The organism is Rhodococcus opacus (assembly GCF_012396235.1).
GTDB lineage: Bacteria > Actinomycetota > Actinomycetes > Mycobacteriales > Mycobacteriaceae > Rhodococcus_F > Rhodococcus_F opacus.
The window spans coordinates 88338-107212 of sequence record NZ_JAAXPA010000017.1; the positions used below are offsets into that span (position 1 = coordinate 88338).

Below are 18875 nucleotides of genomic sequence, written 5' to 3' on the forward strand. Positions count from 1 at the left end.
AACGTGCTCGCAGCCGTTACGACACTCCCGGGGCGGAGCCTCGACGCATGGCCAACACACCGAGTTCGAGCAAGCTGCTGGTCGTCGGCAACGGTATGGCCGGCGCACGCACCGTCGAGGAGATCCTGAACCGTGGCGGCGGCGAGCGTTTCGAGATCACCATGATCGGCGACGAGCCCTACGGCAACTACAACCGGATCATGCTCTCGCACGTGCTGTCCGGGGAGGCGGCCGTCGACGACGAGGACCTGATCCTCAATCCCATGGGCTGGTACACCGCCAACGGCGTCAAACTCCACGCCGGCGACCGCGCGGTCGCACTCGACCGGTTCGCGAAGACCGTCACGTGTGAGAGCGGCCGCGTCGTCGATTACGACGTCCTCATCATCGCCACGGGAAGCAACACGTTCTTCCCCAACATGGACGGACTGCGCGAGCACGACGGGCGCCTGGCCCGCGGGGTGTTCGGCTTCCGGAACATCGCCGACACCAACGGCATGCTGCAGATGGCGCAGGCCCGCGACGACGTGTCCGCGGTGGTGATCGGCGGCGGTCTGCTCGGCCTGGAAGCCGCGTACGGGCTGCGCACTCAGGGTCTCACCGTCAACGTGGTGCACTCCCCCGGGCACCTGATGAACCAGCAGCTCGACGAACGCGGCGGCAGTGTCCTGCGCGCCGAGATCGAGAAACTCGGTGTCGGCGTCCACACCTCGATGCGGACCACCGCCGTGCTGCGCGACGACGCGGGCCTCGTGACCGGGGTGTCGTTCGTCGACGGCTCCACCCTGGACGCCGACATGGTCGTCGTCACCGCCGGAATCCGGCCCAACACCGAACTCGCGCGGGCCGCCGGGCTCGTGGTCGAACGCGGCGTCGTGGTGGACGACCAGATGCGCTGCGAGGACGAGGGTTCCGTGTACGCCGTCGGCGAGTGCGCACAGCACCGTGGGGAGACCTACGGCCTCGTCGCCCCGGTGTGGGAGCAGTCGGTCATCCTCGCCGAAGTCCTCACCGGCTCCAATCCCGAAGCGACGTACATCGGTTCGCGCACCACCACCAAACTGAAGGTCGCCGGCGTCGACGTGGCCGCGATGGGCGTCAAGGGACCGGAGACGGCGGACGACGAGTTCGTCCAGTACTACGAACCGCGCAGCGGCACGTACAAGAGCCTCGTAGTCCGAGACGGCAAGCTGATCGGCGCCACCCTGATGGGCGACATCAGCAAGGCCGGTTTCCTCACGCAGGCGTTCGACGGCAAAGTGCCGCTGCCCGAGGAGCGGATCAGCATGCTCTTCGACGTCGGAGCCCCGAGCGCCGCGACGAGTGTCGCCGATCTCCCCGACGACCTGCAGGTGTGCAACTGCAACGGTGTGAGCAAGGGCGATCTGGTGGCGTGCGTCCATTCCGGTGCCAAGACACTCACCGACGTCTGCGCCCAGACCCGGGCAGGCAAGGGCTGCGGCTCGTGCAAGGGTCTCGTCGCCGACATCGTGGCCTGCGCCGCGGGCGGCGAACTCGAGGCCGACCCCTCCGCAGACTGGTATGTGCCCTGCATCCCGATGACGAAGCCCGAACTCATCGCGACCATCCGGGAACGCGATCTCCGCGCCGTGTCCCAGGTGTTCGCCGAGCTCGCGACGGACGCGAAGGAGGACGCGTCCGCGAAGATGCCCCTGGCCTCGCTGCTCCGCACCATCTGGGGACCCGACTGGGTGGACGAGCGCGGCGCGCTGTTCATCAACGACCGCGTGCACGCCAACATCCAGCGCGACGGCACGTTCTCGGTGGTCCCGCAGATGAAGGGCGGCGTCACCACGCCGGAGCAACTCCGCAAGATCGCCGACGTTGCCGACAAGTACGGCGTGCCGCTCGTGAAGGTCACTGGCGGGCAGCGCATCGACCTGCTCGGCATCAAGAAGGAGGATCTACCCAAGGTGTGGGGTGACCTCGACATGCCGTCCGGGTTCGCCTACGGCAAGAGCATGCGCACGGTGAAGACGTGCGTCGGAACCGATTTCTGCCGCTACGGTCTCGGCGATTCGACCAGCCTCGGCATCGCGCTCGAGGAGCGGTTCCAGGGCCTGGAGACGCCCGCGAAACTGAAACTCGCGGTCGCCGGGTGCCCACGCAACTGCTCGGAGGCCCTGTGCAAGGACTTCGGTGTGGTCGCGGTCGGCGACGGCCGGTGGGAAATCTACGTCGGCGGCGCCGCCGGAGCGCACATCCGCAAGGGCGATCTGCTGGCCACGGTCGAATCACCGGACGCCGTAGTGGAACTCGGCGGACGGTTCATCCAGTACTACCGCGAGAACGCGAAATGGCTCGAGCGCACGTACGACTTCGTGCCGCGGATGGGACTCGAACATCTTCAGGCGCTACTGGTCCGAGACGAGGAGGACATCGTGACGGGATTGGACGAGCGGATCCAGACGGCGGTGGACGGCTACCGGGATCCCTGGAAGGAGCGCAGCGCGCCGAAATCGCCCGCACAGTTCGCTCCGTCGCTCCCGCTGCTGCCGCTTCCCCAGGTGCCGGTCCGATGACCGCCCTGGTCGAGGGGCCTTCCGAGGTCGCGGTGGGGCCGGTCAGCGACCTGACGCCGGGCGAAGGCCGGACGTACGTCGTGCAGAACCGTCAGGTGGCCGTGTTCCTGTTGTCGGACGGCACCGTTCGGGCGATGGATGCGGTGTGCCCGCACAAGGGCGGCCCCCTCGCCGACGGACAGATCGACGCCGCCGGCGTGACGTGCCCGCTCCACCAGTACGCGTTCGCCTTCGACACGGGCGCCTGCGCATCCGAGGGTGTGGGCTCGGTCCGCACCTACGCCGCCTCGGTTCGCGAGGGGTCGGTCGTCGTGCACGTGTGACTGGCCATTCACGAGCGCTCTGCCCTGATACGGCGTGCCTTTCGGGAAAGTCTCGGCACCGCTGTCATCATGAGCTCAATGCTGCAGCTGAAGGGGCGCGTCGCATGGACAGATCGCTGGTCGAGTGAATACCGTCGCGAGTCCGGAACGGCGACGCCGATCCGGTAACCGCCCTCCGGCCGGTGTCCGGCCGGCCGAGCCGAGGTTCCGCGCGGACATCGAGGGTCTACGCGCCGTCGCCGTGCTGGCCGTGGTCCTCTTTCACGCGGGCGTGCCCGGAATCGACGGAGGGTTCGTCGGTGTCGACATCTTCTTCGTCGTCTCGGGGTTTCTCATCACCGGCCTGCTGTGGCGGAACGTCGCCAGCACCGGCCGTGTGCGGTTGGCCGAGTTCTACGGTGCCCGGGCCCGCCGGTTGCTGCCCGCCGGGTGCATCGTGCTGGTGGCCACTGCGATCGGCTCGGCCCTGCTCCTGCCCCCTCTGCAGGCCCGCGCGGTCCTCGGCGACGGGATCGCCAGTGCGCTCTACGTCGGTAACTACCGGTTCGCGCTGCACGGCACCGACTACCTGGCCGCCGACGCACCCCCGTCACCGTTCCAGCACTACTGGTCGCTCGGCGTGGAAGAGCAGTTCTACCTGCTGTGGCCGGCGCTGATCATCGGGGTCGCCTGGCTCGTCCGGCGCAGGACACGGCGCCTCGACGCGGACGAAACACCGTCGACGACCCCGTACCTTGTAGTTCTCGCCGTGGTCGCCGCAGTGTCGTTCGCGGTCTCGCTCGACTGGACCCGGACCCTGCCGCCGTGGGCGTTCTTCTCGTTGCCCGCCCGCGGCTGGGAACTGGCCGCAGGCGGGTTGGTCGCCCTGTCGGTTCGGCACTGGCAGCGGCTGCCGTCGGTGGTCGCCGCCGCAGCCGGATGGACGGGTTTCGCACTGATCGTGGTCGCCTGTTTCCGACTCGGCGAGACGACGCCCTACCCCGGAACCGCCGCGCTGGTTCCGGTCGTCGGCACGGTACTAGTGATCGGGGCGGGGTGTGCCACACCCCGGCTGGGGGTCGGTCGGAGCCTGTCGCTGCCGCCGATGCGGGCGGTCGGTCGGGTGTCCTATTCCTGGTACCTGTGGCACTGGCCGGTACTGCTGCTCGCGCCGATCGTGCTCGGCCGCTCGCTCGACCTGACCGATCGTCTGGCGATGGTCATGGTGTCCGCGGGTCTGGCCGGACTGACACTGGTCCTGGTCGAGAATCCCGTCCGCTTCGCTGCTCCGCTGCGTCGTTCGGCCTCGCGCAGCCTCGTACTCGGCGGCGCCGTCACCGCCATCGCAGTGTGTGCGGCACTGGTGCTGCTGATCGCGCGGCCGGTTCCGGTCGGACACGGAGCCGCGGCCACAGCCCTCACCGTCTCTGCGCCGGCCGAATCGGCGCCTCCCACAGTCGATCCGCGCGACGCGGCGGTGCACGACATGACCGCGCAGGTGCAGGCAGCGGTCGCGGAATCGGCAGAGCTGCAAGCGGTCCCGTCGAATCTTTCTCCACCGCTCGCCGACGCGCCGGCAGACAAGCCGGAGGTGTTCGTCAACGGCTGTGTGCGGTCGTGGCTCGAAGTGGGTCAGGGCGAGTGCGCGTCGGGGGACGTGGCGTCTCCGACGACGGTGGCGCTGGTCGGCGATTCGCATGCCGCGATGTGGGCCCCGGCATTCGAATCGGCCGCCCAGCAGAATCATTGGCGGCTCGAGACGATGGGCAAGGTCACCTGCCCGCTTCTCGACCTCCCACTCACCAGCCCCTACCTCGGGCGGGAATACACCGAGTGCGAGCAGTGGCGCGGCGAGATCGTCGATCGGCTGCGGACCGAACGGCCCCGGTTGGTGGTGCTGAGCATGTCCCGGCGATACGGCGCCGATTTCGGTTTCACCGTCTACGGTCAGGCCTGGCTCGACAGCCTGACCCGCCTGGTCACGGAACTGCGGGCCACGGGTGCGGCCGTCCTCGTCCTCGGACCGATCCCGGATCCGCAGTCGACCGTACCGACGTGCCTGTCCGCCCACCTGGACGACGCGACCGCCTGCTCGCCGCCACGGCCGGTCGCGGTGAACGACGCCGGCGTCGTGGCCGAGGCGGTGGCCACCGCGGCAGGCGGCGGACGGTACGCCGACCTCACCGCCCTGTTCTGCACCACCGAGCGCTGCCCCGTCATCGTCGGCAACGACCTCGTGTACCGCGACGACAATCACCTGACTCTCGAACACGCTCAGGCACTCTCGCCCGTCGTCGCCGCGCTGGCCGACCGCGCACTCGCACCGGGCTGAGCGGTAGCGAAGGTTCCTGCCGCCAATTCCGGTTCGGGTGTCACATTCGGTTCGTGGCCGGTGTCTCATGCCGAGAGCACGACAACCGGAGGAGGAATCATGGCCGGCACTACCCGGATCCCGAAGGCCGAGCTGACCGGCATCTACGGCGCGATCGTCAAGCGGATGTACCGCAAGATGCTCGGCGAGGTGGCCGAGCCGGTCGAGGTCGCGTGGCACAACCGGAAGGTGCTGAACTTCAGCTTCAGCGTCGGTCGCCAGGCGCAGAAGTGGGATCGGTGTGACGCGAACCTGAAGTCGTTTGCCCACATGGCGGTGGCAGGCCTGGTCGGCTGCAGCTTCTGCCTGGACTTCGGCTACTTCCAAGCCCACAACGAGGGGCTCGATCTGACCAAGGCACGCGAAGTACCCCGCTGGCGCCAGTCGGACGTGTTCACGCGGCTGGAGCGGGACGTGCTCGAGTACGCCGAAGCGATGACCCTGACCCCGCCGACGGTCACCGACGAAATGTCGGCCAGGCTGCTCGACGCGCTCGGCCCGGCCGCGCTGGTGGAACTGACCGCGTTCATCGCGCTGGCGAACTTCGCGACCCGCACCAACACCGCGTTCGGCATCGAATCACAGGGCTTCGCGACGGCGTGTGGCCTGAAGCCCCTCGCCGCACCCTCGACGACATGACGGCCGCCGGGCGCGAAGACACGATCGACGACGAAGGCTCATCCGATGTCGTACGACAGAACGAATTCGTAGCCGCTGTCGCCGGGGCCCGCGATGGACAGGTCCGCGCTGCCGCGTAGGTCGATCAGACCGCCGGTGCCCATACCCGGCACCACCTCGATCCGTGCCGACACCGAACCCTGGTCCTGGCTGCCGATGTGCTGGAACACGCACGTTCCGTCGTGCCCGCCGATCGAGCCCTCGAAGCGTTCGAGGCCGAGCACCGGCGCGGCATCGGCCTTGTATGCGATCAGGTAGACCACCGTGCTCGTTCCGTCGATGTCCCCGGAGTACGAGTACGAGACGGTCGCTCGGTTGGCACCGCGAGTGGGGTAATAGGTGTCGCCGGCGGTCGTACCTTCGCCGTCGATGTCGACGATCACCGATTCCGACCACGACGCGATGGAGAACTTGCCACGTGCAGTGTGTGAGTAGCTCATGACACGTGACTCTAGGTACGCGGCAGTATGGCGTTCTTGAACATTCGCGACACTAGGATGAGCGAATGCCGACCGTGCCAGGACATCCCGAGGCGATCGTCCACCCGACGGCCGCCGCACCGGGGTTCGAGGTCGAACGGGTCGCTCCCCGAGAGGCTTTGGCCGAGTTCGTCGACTACCACTGGCTGGTGAGGTGGTCGGTGCCGCAGCCCCATCGTCAGCAGGTGGTGCCCCAGCCCCGCGTACATGTCGCTGCCGAGGACGGACAGTTGCTGGTGCACGGGATTTCCCGGTCGCCGTTCTACCGAACGCTGACCGGGAACGGCCACGTCCTGGGAGCTGCCTTCCACGCCGGCGGGTTCCGGCCTCTGCTGAGGGGCAGCGTCGGCGCGATCTCGGGAACCGTCCAGCCCGGCCGGGATCTGCTCGCCGGTGACGATCGCCCGGTCGCGGAGCGAATTCTGACCGGCACGGACAGCGCGGAGATGATCGACGCCTTCGAGCGATACCTTCTTCACACCGATCCCGTTCCGGATCCCACGGGTCGGGAGATCACAGCCCTGGTGGGCGACGCCCAGCGCCGCCGCGACATCGTCCGGGCAGACCAGCTCGCCGCACATGCCGGCTGCAGCCTGCGCACCCTGCAACGGCTGTTCACCGAGTACGTGGGCATCGGCCCGAAGTGGGTGATCCAGCGATTCCGCATCCTCGACGCGGCCGGCGTCGCCCACTCGGGCGAGAGGATCGACTGGTCTGCGCTGGCCTACGAACTGGGGTTCAGCGACCAGGCGCACCTGACCCGTGTCTTCACTCACGTGGTCGGGACACCACCGGCCACCTATCAGCGCACGCACGGCCTGCTGTAGCCCGGCCGGGCTCGACTCAGTTCGCGAAGCCGAGCCCCCGCTCCGCGAGTTCCTCCTCGAGGATTCGGATCGCCTTCGGTCCGACGCCGTGGATCTTCGACAGCTCCTTGGCGGTGACCGTCGTCAGTTGGTCGAAACGCGTATAGCCGTGAGACGCGAGCTCACGACGGGAGACCTTCCCCATGCTCGCCGGAAACTCCGTATGGCCTGCGGTGTCGGAAGTCGACATGCCTGTCCTCTCTACTCGTTGTGATCGGCGTGCAGGTGGGCACGCTCCCCGTCGTGGTCGAAGATCGTGAGGATCTCCACGGGACCGTCGTGGGCGCCGATGGAGTGCGGCACCATGGTCGAGAACTCCGCTGCGGCACCCGCTTCGATCAGTATGGTTCGCTCACCGAGCTGCAGGCGGGCTGTCCCCGACAGCACCGTGAACCACTCGTGGCCCGGGTGCACACTCACATGCTCCGGGCCCGCGGGCCGATCGGAGGTGATGCGCATCTTCGCCACGGTCGCTCCGTGGAGCGCGCGTTCGCGGGACAGGAGCCAGATCGTCAGACCTCGCGTGTGTTCGGGCTGCGGCCGGATCACCACATCCTCGTCCTCGACGGACTCGACGAGCTGATCGAGCGTGGTGCCGAGGGCCCGCGCGATGGGAACCAGTTGGTCGAGGGCGATCCTGCGGTGGCCGGTTTCGATGCGGCTGAGGGTGGACGGACTGAGAAAGCAGCGCGCAGCGAGCACGTCCAGTGACCAGCCGCGGGCCAGCCGAAGGCCTCGGATGCGTTGACGGATCACGCTGTCCAACCCGACTTCTTGCGTCATAGGCAAGAGTGTATGCGTATCGCGCAGAATGTGGCTAGCCTGGAGTAATGACACAGCATTCTCATCACCACTCCCCTCACCACGGCGGGCACACCCGGGACCACGAGGCGGCGCTGGCGGATCTACTGGACCTCGACGCCGAGGTTTTCGGCTCCTGCCTCGACCCGGTGGCCGAATGGGTCGGACAGCGCACCGGAGAGACCACGCACCGGGTCGTCGACGTGGGGGCCGGAACGGGCGTCGGCAGCCTGACCCTTGCTCGACAATTCCCCGCGGCCGAGGTGATCGCGATCGACAGGTCGGAGGTGATGCTCGAGCGCCTCCGCACGGCCGCGAACGGGTGGGGACTGGCCGGCCGATTGAGCGTCGTGCACGCCGATCTGGATGTCGCCTGGCCGGCAGTCGACGCGGCGGACGTCGTGTGGGCGGCGTCCTCGTTGCACGAGGTCGCCGATCCCGACCGGGTGCTCCGTGCCATGTACGGTGCGCTGAACACCGACGGCGTGCTGGTGGTCGTCGAGATGGACGCGCTGCCGCGCCTGCTGCCGGACGACCTCGGCCTGGGCCGCCCGGGCCTGGAGTCGCGCTGCCACGAAGCCTTGGCGCGGTTGGACTGGAACTCACACCCGAACTGGCGGGCCCACGTGGAGCGGGCCGGTTTCGTGGACGTCGAGGAGCGCAGTTTCACCAGCGAGGCAACCCCGGCCCCGCGAAGCACCGGACGCTACGCACAGAATTTTCTGCGCCGCATCCGCTCCGCGCTCGACAGGCAACTTGCCGCCGACGACCGCACCACCCTCGATCGCCTTCTCTCGGAAGACAACCCCGACAGCGTCCTGCACCGCGGGGACCTGACGGTCCGGGGCAGCCGGACCGTCTGGATTGCCCGCCGCCCCTGAACCCCCCGGAGGGAGTGCGAAGCTCCCCCACGCCGCCCCGGCCTCGGGGAACCGTTCACGTGGAGGTGGCGAGTTGTGGTGGCATCCGACCACTCGGTGGCGCTGGGAGCGGACCACGATTGTTCGGTCTATTTTCCGGTTCCGTCTCGGACCGATTCAGTAGACTGGCGATGTGCCGAATCAGGAAAACGCCGAATTCGCAGGTAGCGAGCCGAAGGTGCCGTTTCCCAAGCCGGAACGCGATATCGATCTCTACCGCCGGGCGATCGCCACCCTCCAGGCCGCACTCCCCCACGGCTGGACCTTGACGTCCGGAAAGTCCCGCTCCCTCGCCGACGCGCCGGAACGACTGCTGGTCGGCGCGCCCAACGGCGAGGTCGCGTCCTTCTCCGTCATCCCCGCCCGAGGAGTGCTCGCGGGCGACGCCGCCCGGTTCGCCGACGGACTGTCCGGATCCGATCGCGGATTCGTCTGTGCCCGTTACCTTTCCGAGCCGGTTCGTCGCCAACTCGACGCCAGGGGTCTCTCCTACGCCGATGCGACGGGCAACACCTCCCTTGCCGCGGACCGGCCCGCGATCTGGGTACGCGACCGGGGCGCGGACGCCGACCCATGGCGCGGCCCGGGCCGTCCGGCCGCACAGCTGACCGGCGATCCTGCCGCCCGGGTCGTGCGTGCCCTCGCCGATCATTCGGGTCAGCTGACGGTCCCCCAACTCGTCCGGCTGTCCGGCGCGTCCACCGGCGCGACCTATCGGGTGGTCGAAACCCTCGAAGAACGCGATCTGCTCGAACGATTCCCCCGCGGTCCCATCACCAGCGTCCGGTGGCAGCCGATGCTGCGCGCCTGGAGCAGCGACTCCAGTTTCAAGGACTGCCCCACCGTCGGCTACTTCGCACCCGAGGGGGTGCAGTCGTTCGTCGCGAAACTCGCGAAGGTCTCCGGCCACCTCTACGCGGTGACCGGGTCACTCGCCGCCGCGGCATTCGTCGAATACGCGCCGGCGCATCAGATCCAGATCTACGCCGACCACGGCGAGGCGCTGGCCGGCGCACTCGAGCTACGCCCCGTCGATCAGGGCGCCAACGTCCTCGTCGCCACTCCCCGATCGGCTGCGGTCTTCGAGCGCACCCTCTTCCGCGACAACGTCCGTCTGGTCGCCCCCGCGCAGGCCTTCGCGGATCTTCTCGCCGGCACCGGTCGCCATCCGCAGGAGGCGGAGCACCTCCTCGACTGGATGACCGAGAACGTGACCGAATGGAGAACGGCCCTCGGCGCACCGACGATTACCTGACGGATCGCACGCCGGGAGCGAAAACGACCCGAGTGTGCGCAACACGACCACGCCACGCCGCGCGTGATGGCGCGCACAAGCGCGCTCGGGTAGCAGGATGTACATCTTGTGGCCTCACCGAGCGAATCGGAACGGGCCTGACGGAAGTCGCAATCCGTTCGTGAAACGAATAGAGGTACTTGCATGTCCATGGGAGTCGGGCTCAGGATCGGCAGTGTCGTGTCCACCGCCGTGGTGGCGTCGAACGATCCAGGATCCCCGGATCCGGTCGTCATCGTCCGGGACACCGTCCTGCACATGTGCCCGGACGGCACCGCAATTCTCGGCGGATCGGCGCCGCACACGATCGGCGAAACCCACACCGTGTCGGGGTTCCTTCCCCGCGTCGGCGACCCGGCCGGTGTCGCGGTAGGCGACGGATCGCGGTACCGCGCCGAAGACCTGGTCGCCGGCGCGATGCGATGCCTGCTCCGGGAGTGCGAACCTCTCCCCGACCACGGCGGCCGGACCGGCGGCGCCCCCGACATCATGGCCACCTACCCCACCCGCTGGGACTCGGCCGCCGTCGCGGCGCTGCGCGACGCGCTGGACTACGCCGACATGTCCTACCTGTCCCTCGTCTCGGACGCCGAAGCGGCCGCGGCCTGGTTCGAATCCGAGATCGCGGAGCGTCCCGGGCAATTGGTCGGCATCTATCACGTCGACGACACCGGCGCGACTGTCGCGCTGATCCGCTCGGGTGTCGAGGCAGGCAAGGCGTTCCGCTTCTCCTCGGGGGGCTCCCCCACGGCCCAGATCGCCACCGCGCTCGGTGCGTTCGGCTGGCTGCCCAGCAACCTCGATGCCGTGGTCGTGACGGGCGACGGGCTGATCGCGCGGGACTCCGCGACCATTCACGGGTTCGCGACCACGGTCGGTGAGAAGTTCGGTGTGCGTTGTGTCGTCGGCCCCGGCCCCGAGCAGACCGCAGCGCTCGGTGCCGCCATCCGCGCCGCCGGGTTCAACCCGACCACCCACAAGGTCACCCCGATCGGCCTGCCGCCGTCGTACGACGTCACCGAGGTGATCGACGCCGTCGTCGGCGAGCCGGTGCCCTCGACCTCGACAACCCCGAGCCGGCCGGCGACGCGCACGCACAACCCGGCGTCGGCCGCAGCGGTCGGCGCGTCCCCCGCCCGGGTGTCGGGCGGAACGGCCGTGGCGACACCGCCGGAACCTCGCGCCGTCGCGCAGGCCGGGGACGAATCCACCGCCGACTCGACGTCCCGGGCGTCCTGGCTCGTCGCCGCGGTGGTCGGGCTGGCTCTCGTGCTGGTGGCGATCGTCTTCGTGCTGTTCGTCCTCTGAATGCCTGCCTCCCTCCCCTCATCGGTGCAGCGGTGGGGTGAGGCGGGACCGATCGTGACGATGAAACATTGGTGACAGTGGGTGGTTCGTGCTGAGCCGGGTACCGCTAATTCGTGAATCAACGGTGTTCCGTCAGGGGCTGATTCAGAACATGAGGTTGATGACACAGGTCGGCACGGCGTTCGCTCGACGGCTGCGCGACCGCATAACCTGTCACGGTGAGTGAATCAGGCAGCGTTCCAGGTCGGTCCCCCTCGGGGCTGCGTGCAGCGCGCCCGGCGGTTGCTTCCCCACTCCGGGACGACCGGTTGAAACTGTTCGCCTTCACCACAGCGGAGAAACGCGCGGAGTACCTGTGGGTGCTGCGGGCCTTCGACCACGCCCGCGCCAACTACGTCGTCCTGCTCCACGCCGCCGACGTCGCCCGGATTCTGGACGGCCTCGCCGGCGACGATCCGGCCGGACAACTCGGCGCCGGAGACGTCACTCCACTGCTCGAGCAACTTCACGTCTGGGAAGTGCTCGAACGCAGCTACGACGGAACACGCGCCGCGACGCTGGCCGAATACCGGAACCGGCACTTCGTCTATCAGTTCAGCCAGGCCGGCTACCAGGTGTTCCGAGCCGTCGAGGACGCTCTGGCAGCCCGGCTCGACGACGCGTCGCTGTCCCGGCTGGCGCTGCCCGACCTCCTCGCCGACATGAACGACCTGGCCGCCGCCAACCGCGCGGCCGACAACGACCTGGTGTACCGGAAACTCAACCGCCTTGATGCGACACTGTCGGACATGGCCGGGCGCGCCGCCCAGTTCTACCTGACCCTGGGCGACCTCGTCCGCACCACGGAGATCACGCCGGAGACGTTCATGTCCCACAAGGACGCTCTCCTCACGCACATGCGCGAGTTCAGCTCCGACCTCTCGCGCTATGCACCGAAACTCGCGGCGGCGATCGCGCTCGTGGAAGACACCGGCGTCGAGACGATGGTGGCCCGAGCCGCCGCCAGCGACGAGCGGGTGTTCCTCGGCATCGACGAGCGCGAAGCCGATTGGCGCGCGCGGTGGGCGGGCCTGACGCATTGGTTCGTCGGGAGCGAGGCCGGTCTCAGCGAGTCGGAACGCCTGCGCGAGGGCACGATGAGCGCCATCGCCGCCGTCCTGTCGCTGCTGCGCCGCGTCACCGAAACCCGCAGGGGTGGTGTCAGCAGGGAGAGCCAATTGCGTCACCTCGCAGGCTGGTTCGCCGCCACTCCGACCGAGGACGCCGCGCATGCGCTGTTCCGAGCCGTGTTCGACCTCGGGCGTCCGCGCCATCTGTCGATGGTGCATCCGGACGCCGACATCATTCCCGACACACGGTCGTGGTGGGAGGCCCAGCCCGTGGAGATCTCCCGCACGCTGGCCGAGACCGGACGTCCCCCGTCGCCCGGTCTGCCCGCGCGGGTGCAGCGCAACGAGGGCAGCGTGCGCCGCCTGCGGGAGGAACAGCTGACCGCGCAACGACTTCGCGCCGCCGCCGCCCAGTCGCTGGCCCGGGGCGGAGTCTACGAGCGGGAACTCGACGAGGCCGAAACCGACGTGCTGCTGAGTCTGCTCAACGCCGCGCTGACGGCGCGGGTACCGGTCAGCGGCCGAGTGAAAAGCAGCACAGGATCGGAGAACGGCGTGAAGCTGACCCTCAGCCCGCACAGCGAATCGACGGTGGTGCGCACCGCCCGGGGACGTCTGCACCTCGACGGACTTCAGGTGAGCGTTCGGTGAAGGCGCGGGAGATCTCGCCGCTCGCCCTCGATTCGTATCAGCGCGCCGCCCGTGTCATCCTGTCGAATCACCTGGTGACACAGACCTATCCGGATCGCATCGCTCTTCCCCTGCTCCGCCGGTGGGCGACCGAACTACGCGACGATCTGATGACGCTCTTCGGGTACCGACTCGAAGTCACCGAGACGACCGCCCGGCTGTTCACGGTGAGCGACCGACTCGACGCCGGGACGCCGGCCAAGACGTCCACCGACCGCACGTTCGACCGGTACCGCTACGCCTACCTCGCGTTGGCGCTGGCCGCGCTCGGCCGCGCCGGAAACCAGATCACCCTGTCCGAACTCGCCGATCACGTGGCCGCCGACGCCGCACAGGTCGACGGTGTGGATCTGTCCACGGAACGCGCGTCCGACCGGGACGCGTTCGTCGACGCCGTCGGCTGGCTCGCCGCCCGCGGCGCGATCGCCCTCGCCGACGGTGACGCGGGAGGCTGGGCCGCCAATCCCGATGCGGGAGAGGCGCTGTACGACATCGACAGGTCCGTCGTCATCGCCCTGTTCCGGCCGCCGCGCGCACTGCAGCACCTCCGGTCCATCCGCGGACTGCTTGCCGGTGCGGACTCGGCGACCGAGGACGACACCTCGGAGTTCGGGACGGCCAGGCCGGTGGACGTGAAGGAGACGGCGCGGCGGGTGCGGCGTGCCCTCGTCGAACGGCCCGTGGTCTACGCCGCCGACCTGGACGATGACGAACAGGTGCAACTCGCGCTCCCCCGCACCGCAGCCGATGTCGAGTTGCTCACCGGACTGGTCGCGGAACGGCGTGAGGAGGGCGTCGCGATGATCGACTCCTCCGGGCGTCTCTCCGACGTCCGGTTCCCCGGGACTGGAACGGTCGCGCAGGTCGCACTCCTGCTCGCCGGGGAGATCGCCGATCACGTACTGGATCCCGATGCCCCGGAGACCGCCCGGATGCCGCTGCCGCGGGGCCGGTGCGACGACCTGATCGAACAGGTCGACAGCGCCATTCCGCAGTCCGGGATCTTCGACAGCCTCGCCGGCCACGACGGATTCGAACCCGCCGACCCCGCCCCCGCGGACCGGCTGTTCCCGGTCGTCGAGGACGAATGGATCGCCAGCACCGTCCGCACACTGACCGAACGGTTCGGGCGCACGTTCGCCGCCGGGTGGCAGGCGGACCCCGACGGTCTGGGACGCGCGGCGCTGGCGCTGCTCGAGCGGCTGCGCCTCACCGCGGCGGTCCCGGGTGGTGTGCTCGCACTCCCGGCACTCGCCCGCTACCGGGGTGTGGTGGTCACGATCCGCGACCGCACACCCGAGATCGACCTGTTCCAGAGCTCAGCGAACGACAGCGAGGAAGTCACAGCATGACGAGTGCGCGTTTCCGGCCCACCCGCGCCGGGATCATCAACCTCTGGGACTACCGCGATCAGGAGTTCTCCTTCGCCGACGGTCGCCTCGTTCTCCGCGGTCCGAACGGATCCGGCAAGACGAAGGCCCTCGAAGTGTTGTTCCCGTTCGTCTTCGACGGCAGGATCGAACCCCGGCGGCTCAATCCGTTCGCCGGCGAGGAACGCACCATGAAGTCGAACCTCCTGTACCGCGGGCAGGAGAGCGCGTACTCGTACGTCTGGATGGAATTCTGCCGCGGCGCGAAGGGCGACCCCGAGGCCGTCACCGTGGGCATCGGCATGCGCGCCACCCGCACCAACGACAAGGTCACACGCTGGTACTTCGTGGCCGACGGTCGCGTCGGCGTCGACTTCTCCCTACTCGGCAGCGACGACCGGCCGCTCACGAAGAAGCAACTGGGCGAACAGATCGGCACCGACTCCATCACCGACCGGCCGCTCGACTACCGCGCCGCCATCGACGCCCGGATGTTCGGGCTCGGCGTCCAACGCTACGACCAGCTGATCAACCTCATCCTCACGCTCCGGCGGCCCCAGCTCGCGAAGAACCTCGACCCCAAGGGACTGTCGCAGGCACTCACCGACGGTCTGCGACCGCTCGACGAGCAACTGGTCCTCGAGGCCGCCCGCTCGTTCAGCGACATGGAGGAGGTCGGCCGCGCGCTCGAGGGGCTGGCCGCGGCCGACCAGGCAGCGCAGAGCTTCGTCGGCGTGTACGCGAAATACCTTCGCCAGCAGGCGCGTACGGACGTCGATCACCTCGCGACCCGTCTCGAGGCCGTCCGGTCCGGCATCGCCGCCCTCCACGACGCGGCGGCCGACCGGGCCCGCAGCCAGGAGAGCCGAGCGGCCGCCGAGGAACGCTTCACCGCCGCCGAACGCGCACTCGACCAGGCCAATGCCACCCTCGACGCACTGAAGCGATCGACGGCGTACGAGGGACGGACGCAGCTCGACGACCTCGCGCAGGCTGTCTCGACACTCGAGAAATCGACCGAACTGCAGGCCGAGAAGGCACGCAAGGCGAAGGCGACCCTCGAACAGCGAGCCGAGGAGCACGACAAGGCCGGTGACGCCGTCGCCCGCGCCGTCGAGGCGCTCACCCATGCCGAGGACGAGCTTCACCTCGCCGCCGAGGACGCGGGAATCACCTGGACCGCACTCCCCGAGAACGCGCGCACCGACCAGTTGACCGCTGCGCTGCGCGGGCACGTCGAGGAACGGGACGGCGACATCCGCGCGGTCCGGGCCGCGCTCGCCACCGTCGAGAGGGCCGCCACCGAGCGGACCCGCGCCGACGAGGCGGCACGCCGAGGCCAGGAGCAACTCGACACCGCGAAGGTGGCCGTTCTCGAGGCCGAGACCGCGGTCGAGTCGGCCCGCAGCCGGTGCGCCACCGAACTCCGATCCTGGTGGACGGAACAGTCGTCCCTCTACGCCGAGATCGACGCGCCCGCTTCACTGTTCGACTCCATGGACGCCGCCCTCGGCCGGATCGGCGACGACGACGCCGCCACCCTGTCGGAAACGCTGACGGAACAGACCACGGACGCCGTCGACTCGCTCCGGCTGCGTCGTCAACAGTACGACCGCGACGTCGCCGCCGCCGCAGAAGCGATCGCCGAACACGAATCGGCCCGCGCGGCCATCGAATCCGAGCACGACGACGCCCCACCGCTCTCGGCCGCCCGGCAGGACGCCCGTTCCCGGCTGACCGGCGCACCACTGTGGCGCCTTGTCCGCTTCACCGACGGTGTCGACGCCGCAGCGGCGGCGGGAATCGAGGCCGCACTGGAGGCCGCCAACCTCCTCGACGGCTGGGTGACCGTCGACGACGCGCTCCCCGACGTCGAATCCGAACAGTTCCTCGTGGCCCTTCCGGCCGCGGATCGGCCCACCGGCAAGACCCTCGCGGACGTTCTCGAGGTCGAGCAGGACACGGGTGTTCCCGACGATCGCGTGCGCGGGCTCCTCGAGTCCATCGCCCTCGAATCCCTCGACCTGTGTGAAGGACCTGTAGGTGTCGCCGAAGACGGTGCGTACCGGCAGGGAATCCAGCGGGGACGCCACACGAAATCGGACGCGGAGTACATCGGCACCACCGCACGGGCCCGCAGGCGCGCCGCCCGTATCACCGAACTCGACAGCACCCTCGAGGAAACCCGGGCGACCCTCGACGAAACCCGGGCGTCGGCGGATGCGACGGCGGCACTGCTGACGCGGACGACCGCGGCGGCGCAGGCCCTGCCCCGCACCGGGTCGATCCTCACCGCGCTGAAGAAGGTCACCGAATCCGCAGGCGCGCTTCGCAGCCGCTCGGACACGGCGACCGCGGTCGGACGCGAACTCGACCAGGCCATCGCCGACCTGTCCGCGAAGGAGAAGCAGCTCCGGGCCACCGCGTCCACACATCGGACTCCCCACGTCGCCCGCGAGATCGACTCGCTCGCCGCGGCCGTCCGGCACTTCGAGAAGCAGGGCGAGATGGTGCAGCGGTGCAGGCGCGAACACGCCAAGGAGGTGGAGCATACTCGCGAGTCCGAGGACCGACTGCACGAGGCGCGCGGCAACGCAGAGGAGTTCGCGGAAGAGGCGGCCATCGCCGAAGAGGTTCTCGCGCAACAGATCCAACGTCTCGAGACGCTTCGCGACACGCTGGGAGCGGGGGCCGAGCAGCTCGACCGGCAGCTCGAGGAGGCGCACGCGCGGATCGAGGCGTGCAAGAAGGAGCAGCGCGACGCCCGCAAGGCGGACAAGGACGCGGGTGAGGCGATCGGTAAAGCCGAGGGCGCGTACAACACCGCTGTCCAGACGCTCCGGCTGGCGCTCACGGAAACGCACGCCGACGCCGCCCGCCTCGCCCCGTATGCCCGGCGCGACCTGCTCGAACTCCTCGGCGTCGACGGCGGCCACACCTGGCCGGCGAGCTCGGCGGCGTGGATGAGTGCCGAACAGCTGGTGTACCGCATCCAGAACGCCGAAGGCGACACCCCGATCCTGCCGCCCGAAGTGGATGCGCTGTTCCACGCACTGGACGGCGCCACCGAATCGGTGCGGGTCAGTGACTCGGCGCGCAAATCGACGCGCACCGCGCTCACCACCGCCCTGCAGGACTTCGACGCACAGTTGGCGGCCGCCGGCCAGGACTACCGATTGCAGTGGGACGCCCCGGACGGCGTGACCGTGGTGCAGGTGCAGGACGACGAGGGATACTCGTCGATCGGCGAGTTCGCCGCCCGCATCGCGTCCGCTCGCTCCGATCAGGAATTGCTGCTCACCGAATCCGAACGTCGCATCCTGGAGGACGCGCTGCTCACGGGTCTCGCACAGCAGATCCACGAACGGACCGTCGACGCCCGCGAACTCATCGCCCGGATGGGCACCGAGATGCGGGAGCGGCGGATGTCGTCCGGCAACACCATCGGCGTCCACTGGGTGCTCGCCGACAACCTCGACGACAGCGCGAAGGCGATCTCCAAACTGCTCGAGCGCGACACCTCGGCGCTGGGGCCGGACGAGCTCGCCACGATGCGCGCCCACTTCGCCCACCAGATCAGAACCGCCCGCGCCGCCCACCCGGAGCGTTCGTACCCGGAGATCCTGGCATCAGCCCTCGACTACCGGCGGTGGCGGGTGTTCTCGTTCACCCTGATCAGCGGCAACGGCAACGAGGACCGGCTGACGGTCGCCCGGCACAGCGCACTCTCCGGCGGCGAGCAGTCCGTCTCGCTGCACCTGCCGTTGTTCGCCGCGGCACACGTCATGCTCGATTCGGCCGACCCCCATGCACCGCGACTGCTGGCGCTGGACGAGGCGTTCGCCGGCGTCGACGACAACGGCCGGGCCGAACTGCTCGGCCTCAGCGTGCAATTCGACCTCGACCTGTTCATGACCGGGTTCGACCTGTGGATCACGTACGGCGGCGTCCCGGGGTGCGCGCACTACGATCTGGCGCACTCGACGGCCGAGCACAGTGTCAGCGCCACGCTGCTCGTGTGGTCGGATGGCGAACTGCTCGCCGAACACGACGGCACCGACCTGGCGCAGGCGCTCGGTTCGCCCCTCCGCCGGCGCGTCCCGACGCCCGCGGAGGGTGCCTTCGAGTTCGCCTGACCCGTGAG

14 protein-coding genes are annotated in these 18875 nt (G+C 69.0%); 11 read left to right on the forward strand and 3 right to left on the reverse strand.

Features of this window, described 5'->3' with window-relative positions; translation table 11 throughout:
- Positions 1 to 47: 47 nt before the first annotated feature.
- The 4 genes from nirB to HGB39_RS22440 all read left to right on the forward strand — a co-directional run bounded on the left by nirB (position 48) and on the right by HGB39_RS22440 (position 5855).
- Positions 48 to 2543, forward strand: coding sequence for a nitrite reductase large subunit NirB (gene nirB / locus HGB39_RS22425; RefSeq protein WP_064080443.1), 2496 nt, complete (start codon positions 48 to 50; stop codon positions 2541 to 2543).
- Entirely contained in the window at positions 2540 to 2866 is a 327-nt protein-coding gene (locus tag HGB39_RS22430) for a Rieske 2Fe-2S domain-containing protein (RefSeq protein ID WP_005562918.1), read from the forward strand. Before nirB ends, HGB39_RS22430 begins: the two co-directional genes overlap by 4 nt.
- Before the next feature lie 124 nt (positions 2867 to 2990).
- A complete protein-coding gene (locus HGB39_RS22435) occupies positions 2991 to 5177 on the forward strand; it encodes an acyltransferase family protein (protein ID WP_064080442.1) in 2187 nt (728 codons plus the stop codon).
- 99 nt (positions 5178 to 5276) lie between these two features.
- Positions 5277 to 5855 (forward strand): carboxymuconolactone decarboxylase family protein, encoded by a 579-nt coding sequence (locus HGB39_RS22440; RefSeq protein WP_005256327.1) that lies wholly within the window; start codon positions 5277 to 5279, stop codon positions 5853 to 5855.
- 38 nt (positions 5856 to 5893) lie between these two features.
- Here the strand turns inward: HGB39_RS22440 and HGB39_RS22445 are convergent, their stop codons facing one another.
- Positions 5894 to 6334, reverse strand: a complete 441-nt coding sequence (locus tag HGB39_RS22445) for a DUF3224 domain-containing protein (protein WP_064080441.1) — start codon at positions 6332 to 6334, stop codon at positions 5894 to 5896.
- A gap of 65 nt (positions 6335 to 6399) precedes the next feature.
- Here HGB39_RS22445 and HGB39_RS22450 point away from each other — a divergent pair, with 65 nt between their 5' ends.
- Positions 6400 to 7200, forward strand: a complete 801-nt coding sequence (locus HGB39_RS22450) for a helix-turn-helix domain-containing protein (RefSeq protein WP_064080440.1) — start codon at positions 6400 to 6402, stop codon at positions 7198 to 7200.
- 16 nt (positions 7201 to 7216) lie between these two features.
- On the opposite strand, the gene HGB39_RS22455 is transcribed toward HGB39_RS22450, so the two are convergent.
- Entirely contained in the window at positions 7217 to 7429 is a 213-nt protein-coding gene (locus HGB39_RS22455) for a helix-hairpin-helix domain-containing protein (RefSeq protein ID WP_054246584.1), read from the reverse strand.
- Positions 7430 to 7440: 11 nt separating this feature from the next.
- A complete protein-coding gene (locus HGB39_RS22460; protein WP_007299039.1) occupies positions 7441 to 8022 on the reverse strand; it encodes a helix-turn-helix domain-containing protein in 582 nt (193 codons plus the stop codon).
- Positions 8023 to 8069: 47 nt separating this feature from the next.
- Here HGB39_RS22460 and HGB39_RS22465 point away from each other — a divergent pair, with 47 nt between their 5' ends.
- The 6 genes from HGB39_RS22465 to HGB39_RS22490 all read left to right on the forward strand — a co-directional run bounded on the left by HGB39_RS22465 (position 8070) and on the right by HGB39_RS22490 (position 18867).
- Positions 8070 to 8921 carry a class I SAM-dependent methyltransferase gene (locus HGB39_RS22465; RefSeq protein ID WP_064080439.1) on the forward strand — a complete coding sequence of 284 codons (852 nt, stop codon included), beginning with the start codon at positions 8070 to 8072 and terminating at the stop codon, positions 8919 to 8921.
- Positions 8922 to 9093: 172 nt separating this feature from the next.
- Positions 9094 to 10215 carry a helix-turn-helix domain-containing protein gene (locus HGB39_RS22470; protein ID WP_168442943.1) on the forward strand — a complete coding sequence of 374 codons (1122 nt, stop codon included), beginning with the start codon at positions 9094 to 9096 and terminating at the stop codon, positions 10213 to 10215.
- Between the two features lie 183 nt (positions 10216 to 10398).
- Entirely contained in the window at positions 10399 to 11562 is a 1164-nt protein-coding gene (locus HGB39_RS22475) for a hypothetical protein (protein ID WP_037203530.1), read from the forward strand.
- 308 nt (positions 11563 to 11870) lie between these two features.
- Positions 11871 to 13322, forward strand: a complete 1452-nt coding sequence (locus HGB39_RS22480; protein ID WP_007299036.1) for a TIGR02677 family protein — start codon at positions 11871 to 11873, stop codon at positions 13320 to 13322.
- Positions 13319 to 14713: a TIGR02678 family protein gene (locus HGB39_RS22485; RefSeq protein ID WP_064080989.1), complete on the forward strand. Its 1395-nt coding sequence runs from the start codon at positions 13319 to 13321 to the stop codon at positions 14711 to 14713. The genes HGB39_RS22480 and HGB39_RS22485 overlap by 4 nt, the downstream gene beginning before the upstream one ends.
- Positions 14710 to 18867, forward strand: a complete 4158-nt coding sequence (locus HGB39_RS22490) for a TIGR02680 family protein (RefSeq protein ID WP_064080988.1) — start codon at positions 14710 to 14712, stop codon at positions 18865 to 18867. Before HGB39_RS22485 ends, HGB39_RS22490 begins: the two co-directional genes overlap by 4 nt.
- Positions 18868 to 18875 lie beyond the last annotated feature (8 nt).

Bases quoted from the DNA above. Each gene is read 5' to 3' on its own strand.
- HGB39_RS22475 (WP_037203530.1), top strand. From the start codon at position 10,399: ATGTCCATGGGAGTCGGGCTCAGGATCGGCAGTGTCGTGTCCACCGCC.
- HGB39_RS22465 (WP_064080439.1), top strand. From the start codon at position 8,070: ATGACACAGCATTCTCATCACCACTCCCCTCACCACGGCGGGCACACC.
- HGB39_RS22430 (WP_005562918.1), top strand. From the start codon at position 2,540: ATGACCGCCCTGGTCGAGGGGCCTTCCGAGGTCGCGGTGGGGCCGGTC.
- HGB39_RS22450 (WP_064080440.1), top strand. From the start codon at position 6,400: ATGCCGACCGTGCCAGGACATCCCGAGGCGATCGTCCACCCGACGGCC.
- HGB39_RS22455 (WP_054246584.1), bottom strand. From the start codon at position 7,429: ATGTCGACTTCCGACACCGCAGGCCATACGGAGTTTCCGGCGAGCATG.
- nirB (WP_064080443.1), top strand. From the start codon at position 48: ATGGCCAACACACCGAGTTCGAGCAAGCTGCTGGTCGTCGGCAACGGT.
- HGB39_RS22440 (WP_005256327.1), top strand. From the start codon at position 5,277: ATGGCCGGCACTACCCGGATCCCGAAGGCCGAGCTGACCGGCATCTAC.
- HGB39_RS22460 (WP_007299039.1), bottom strand. From the start codon at position 8,022: ATGACGCAAGAAGTCGGGTTGGACAGCGTGATCCGTCAACGCATCCGA.
- HGB39_RS22490 (WP_064080988.1), top strand. From the start codon at position 14,710: ATGACGAGTGCGCGTTTCCGGCCCACCCGCGCCGGGATCATCAACCTC.
- HGB39_RS22445 (WP_064080441.1), bottom strand. From the start codon at position 6,334: ATGAGCTACTCACACACTGCACGTGGCAAGTTCTCCATCGCGTCGTGG.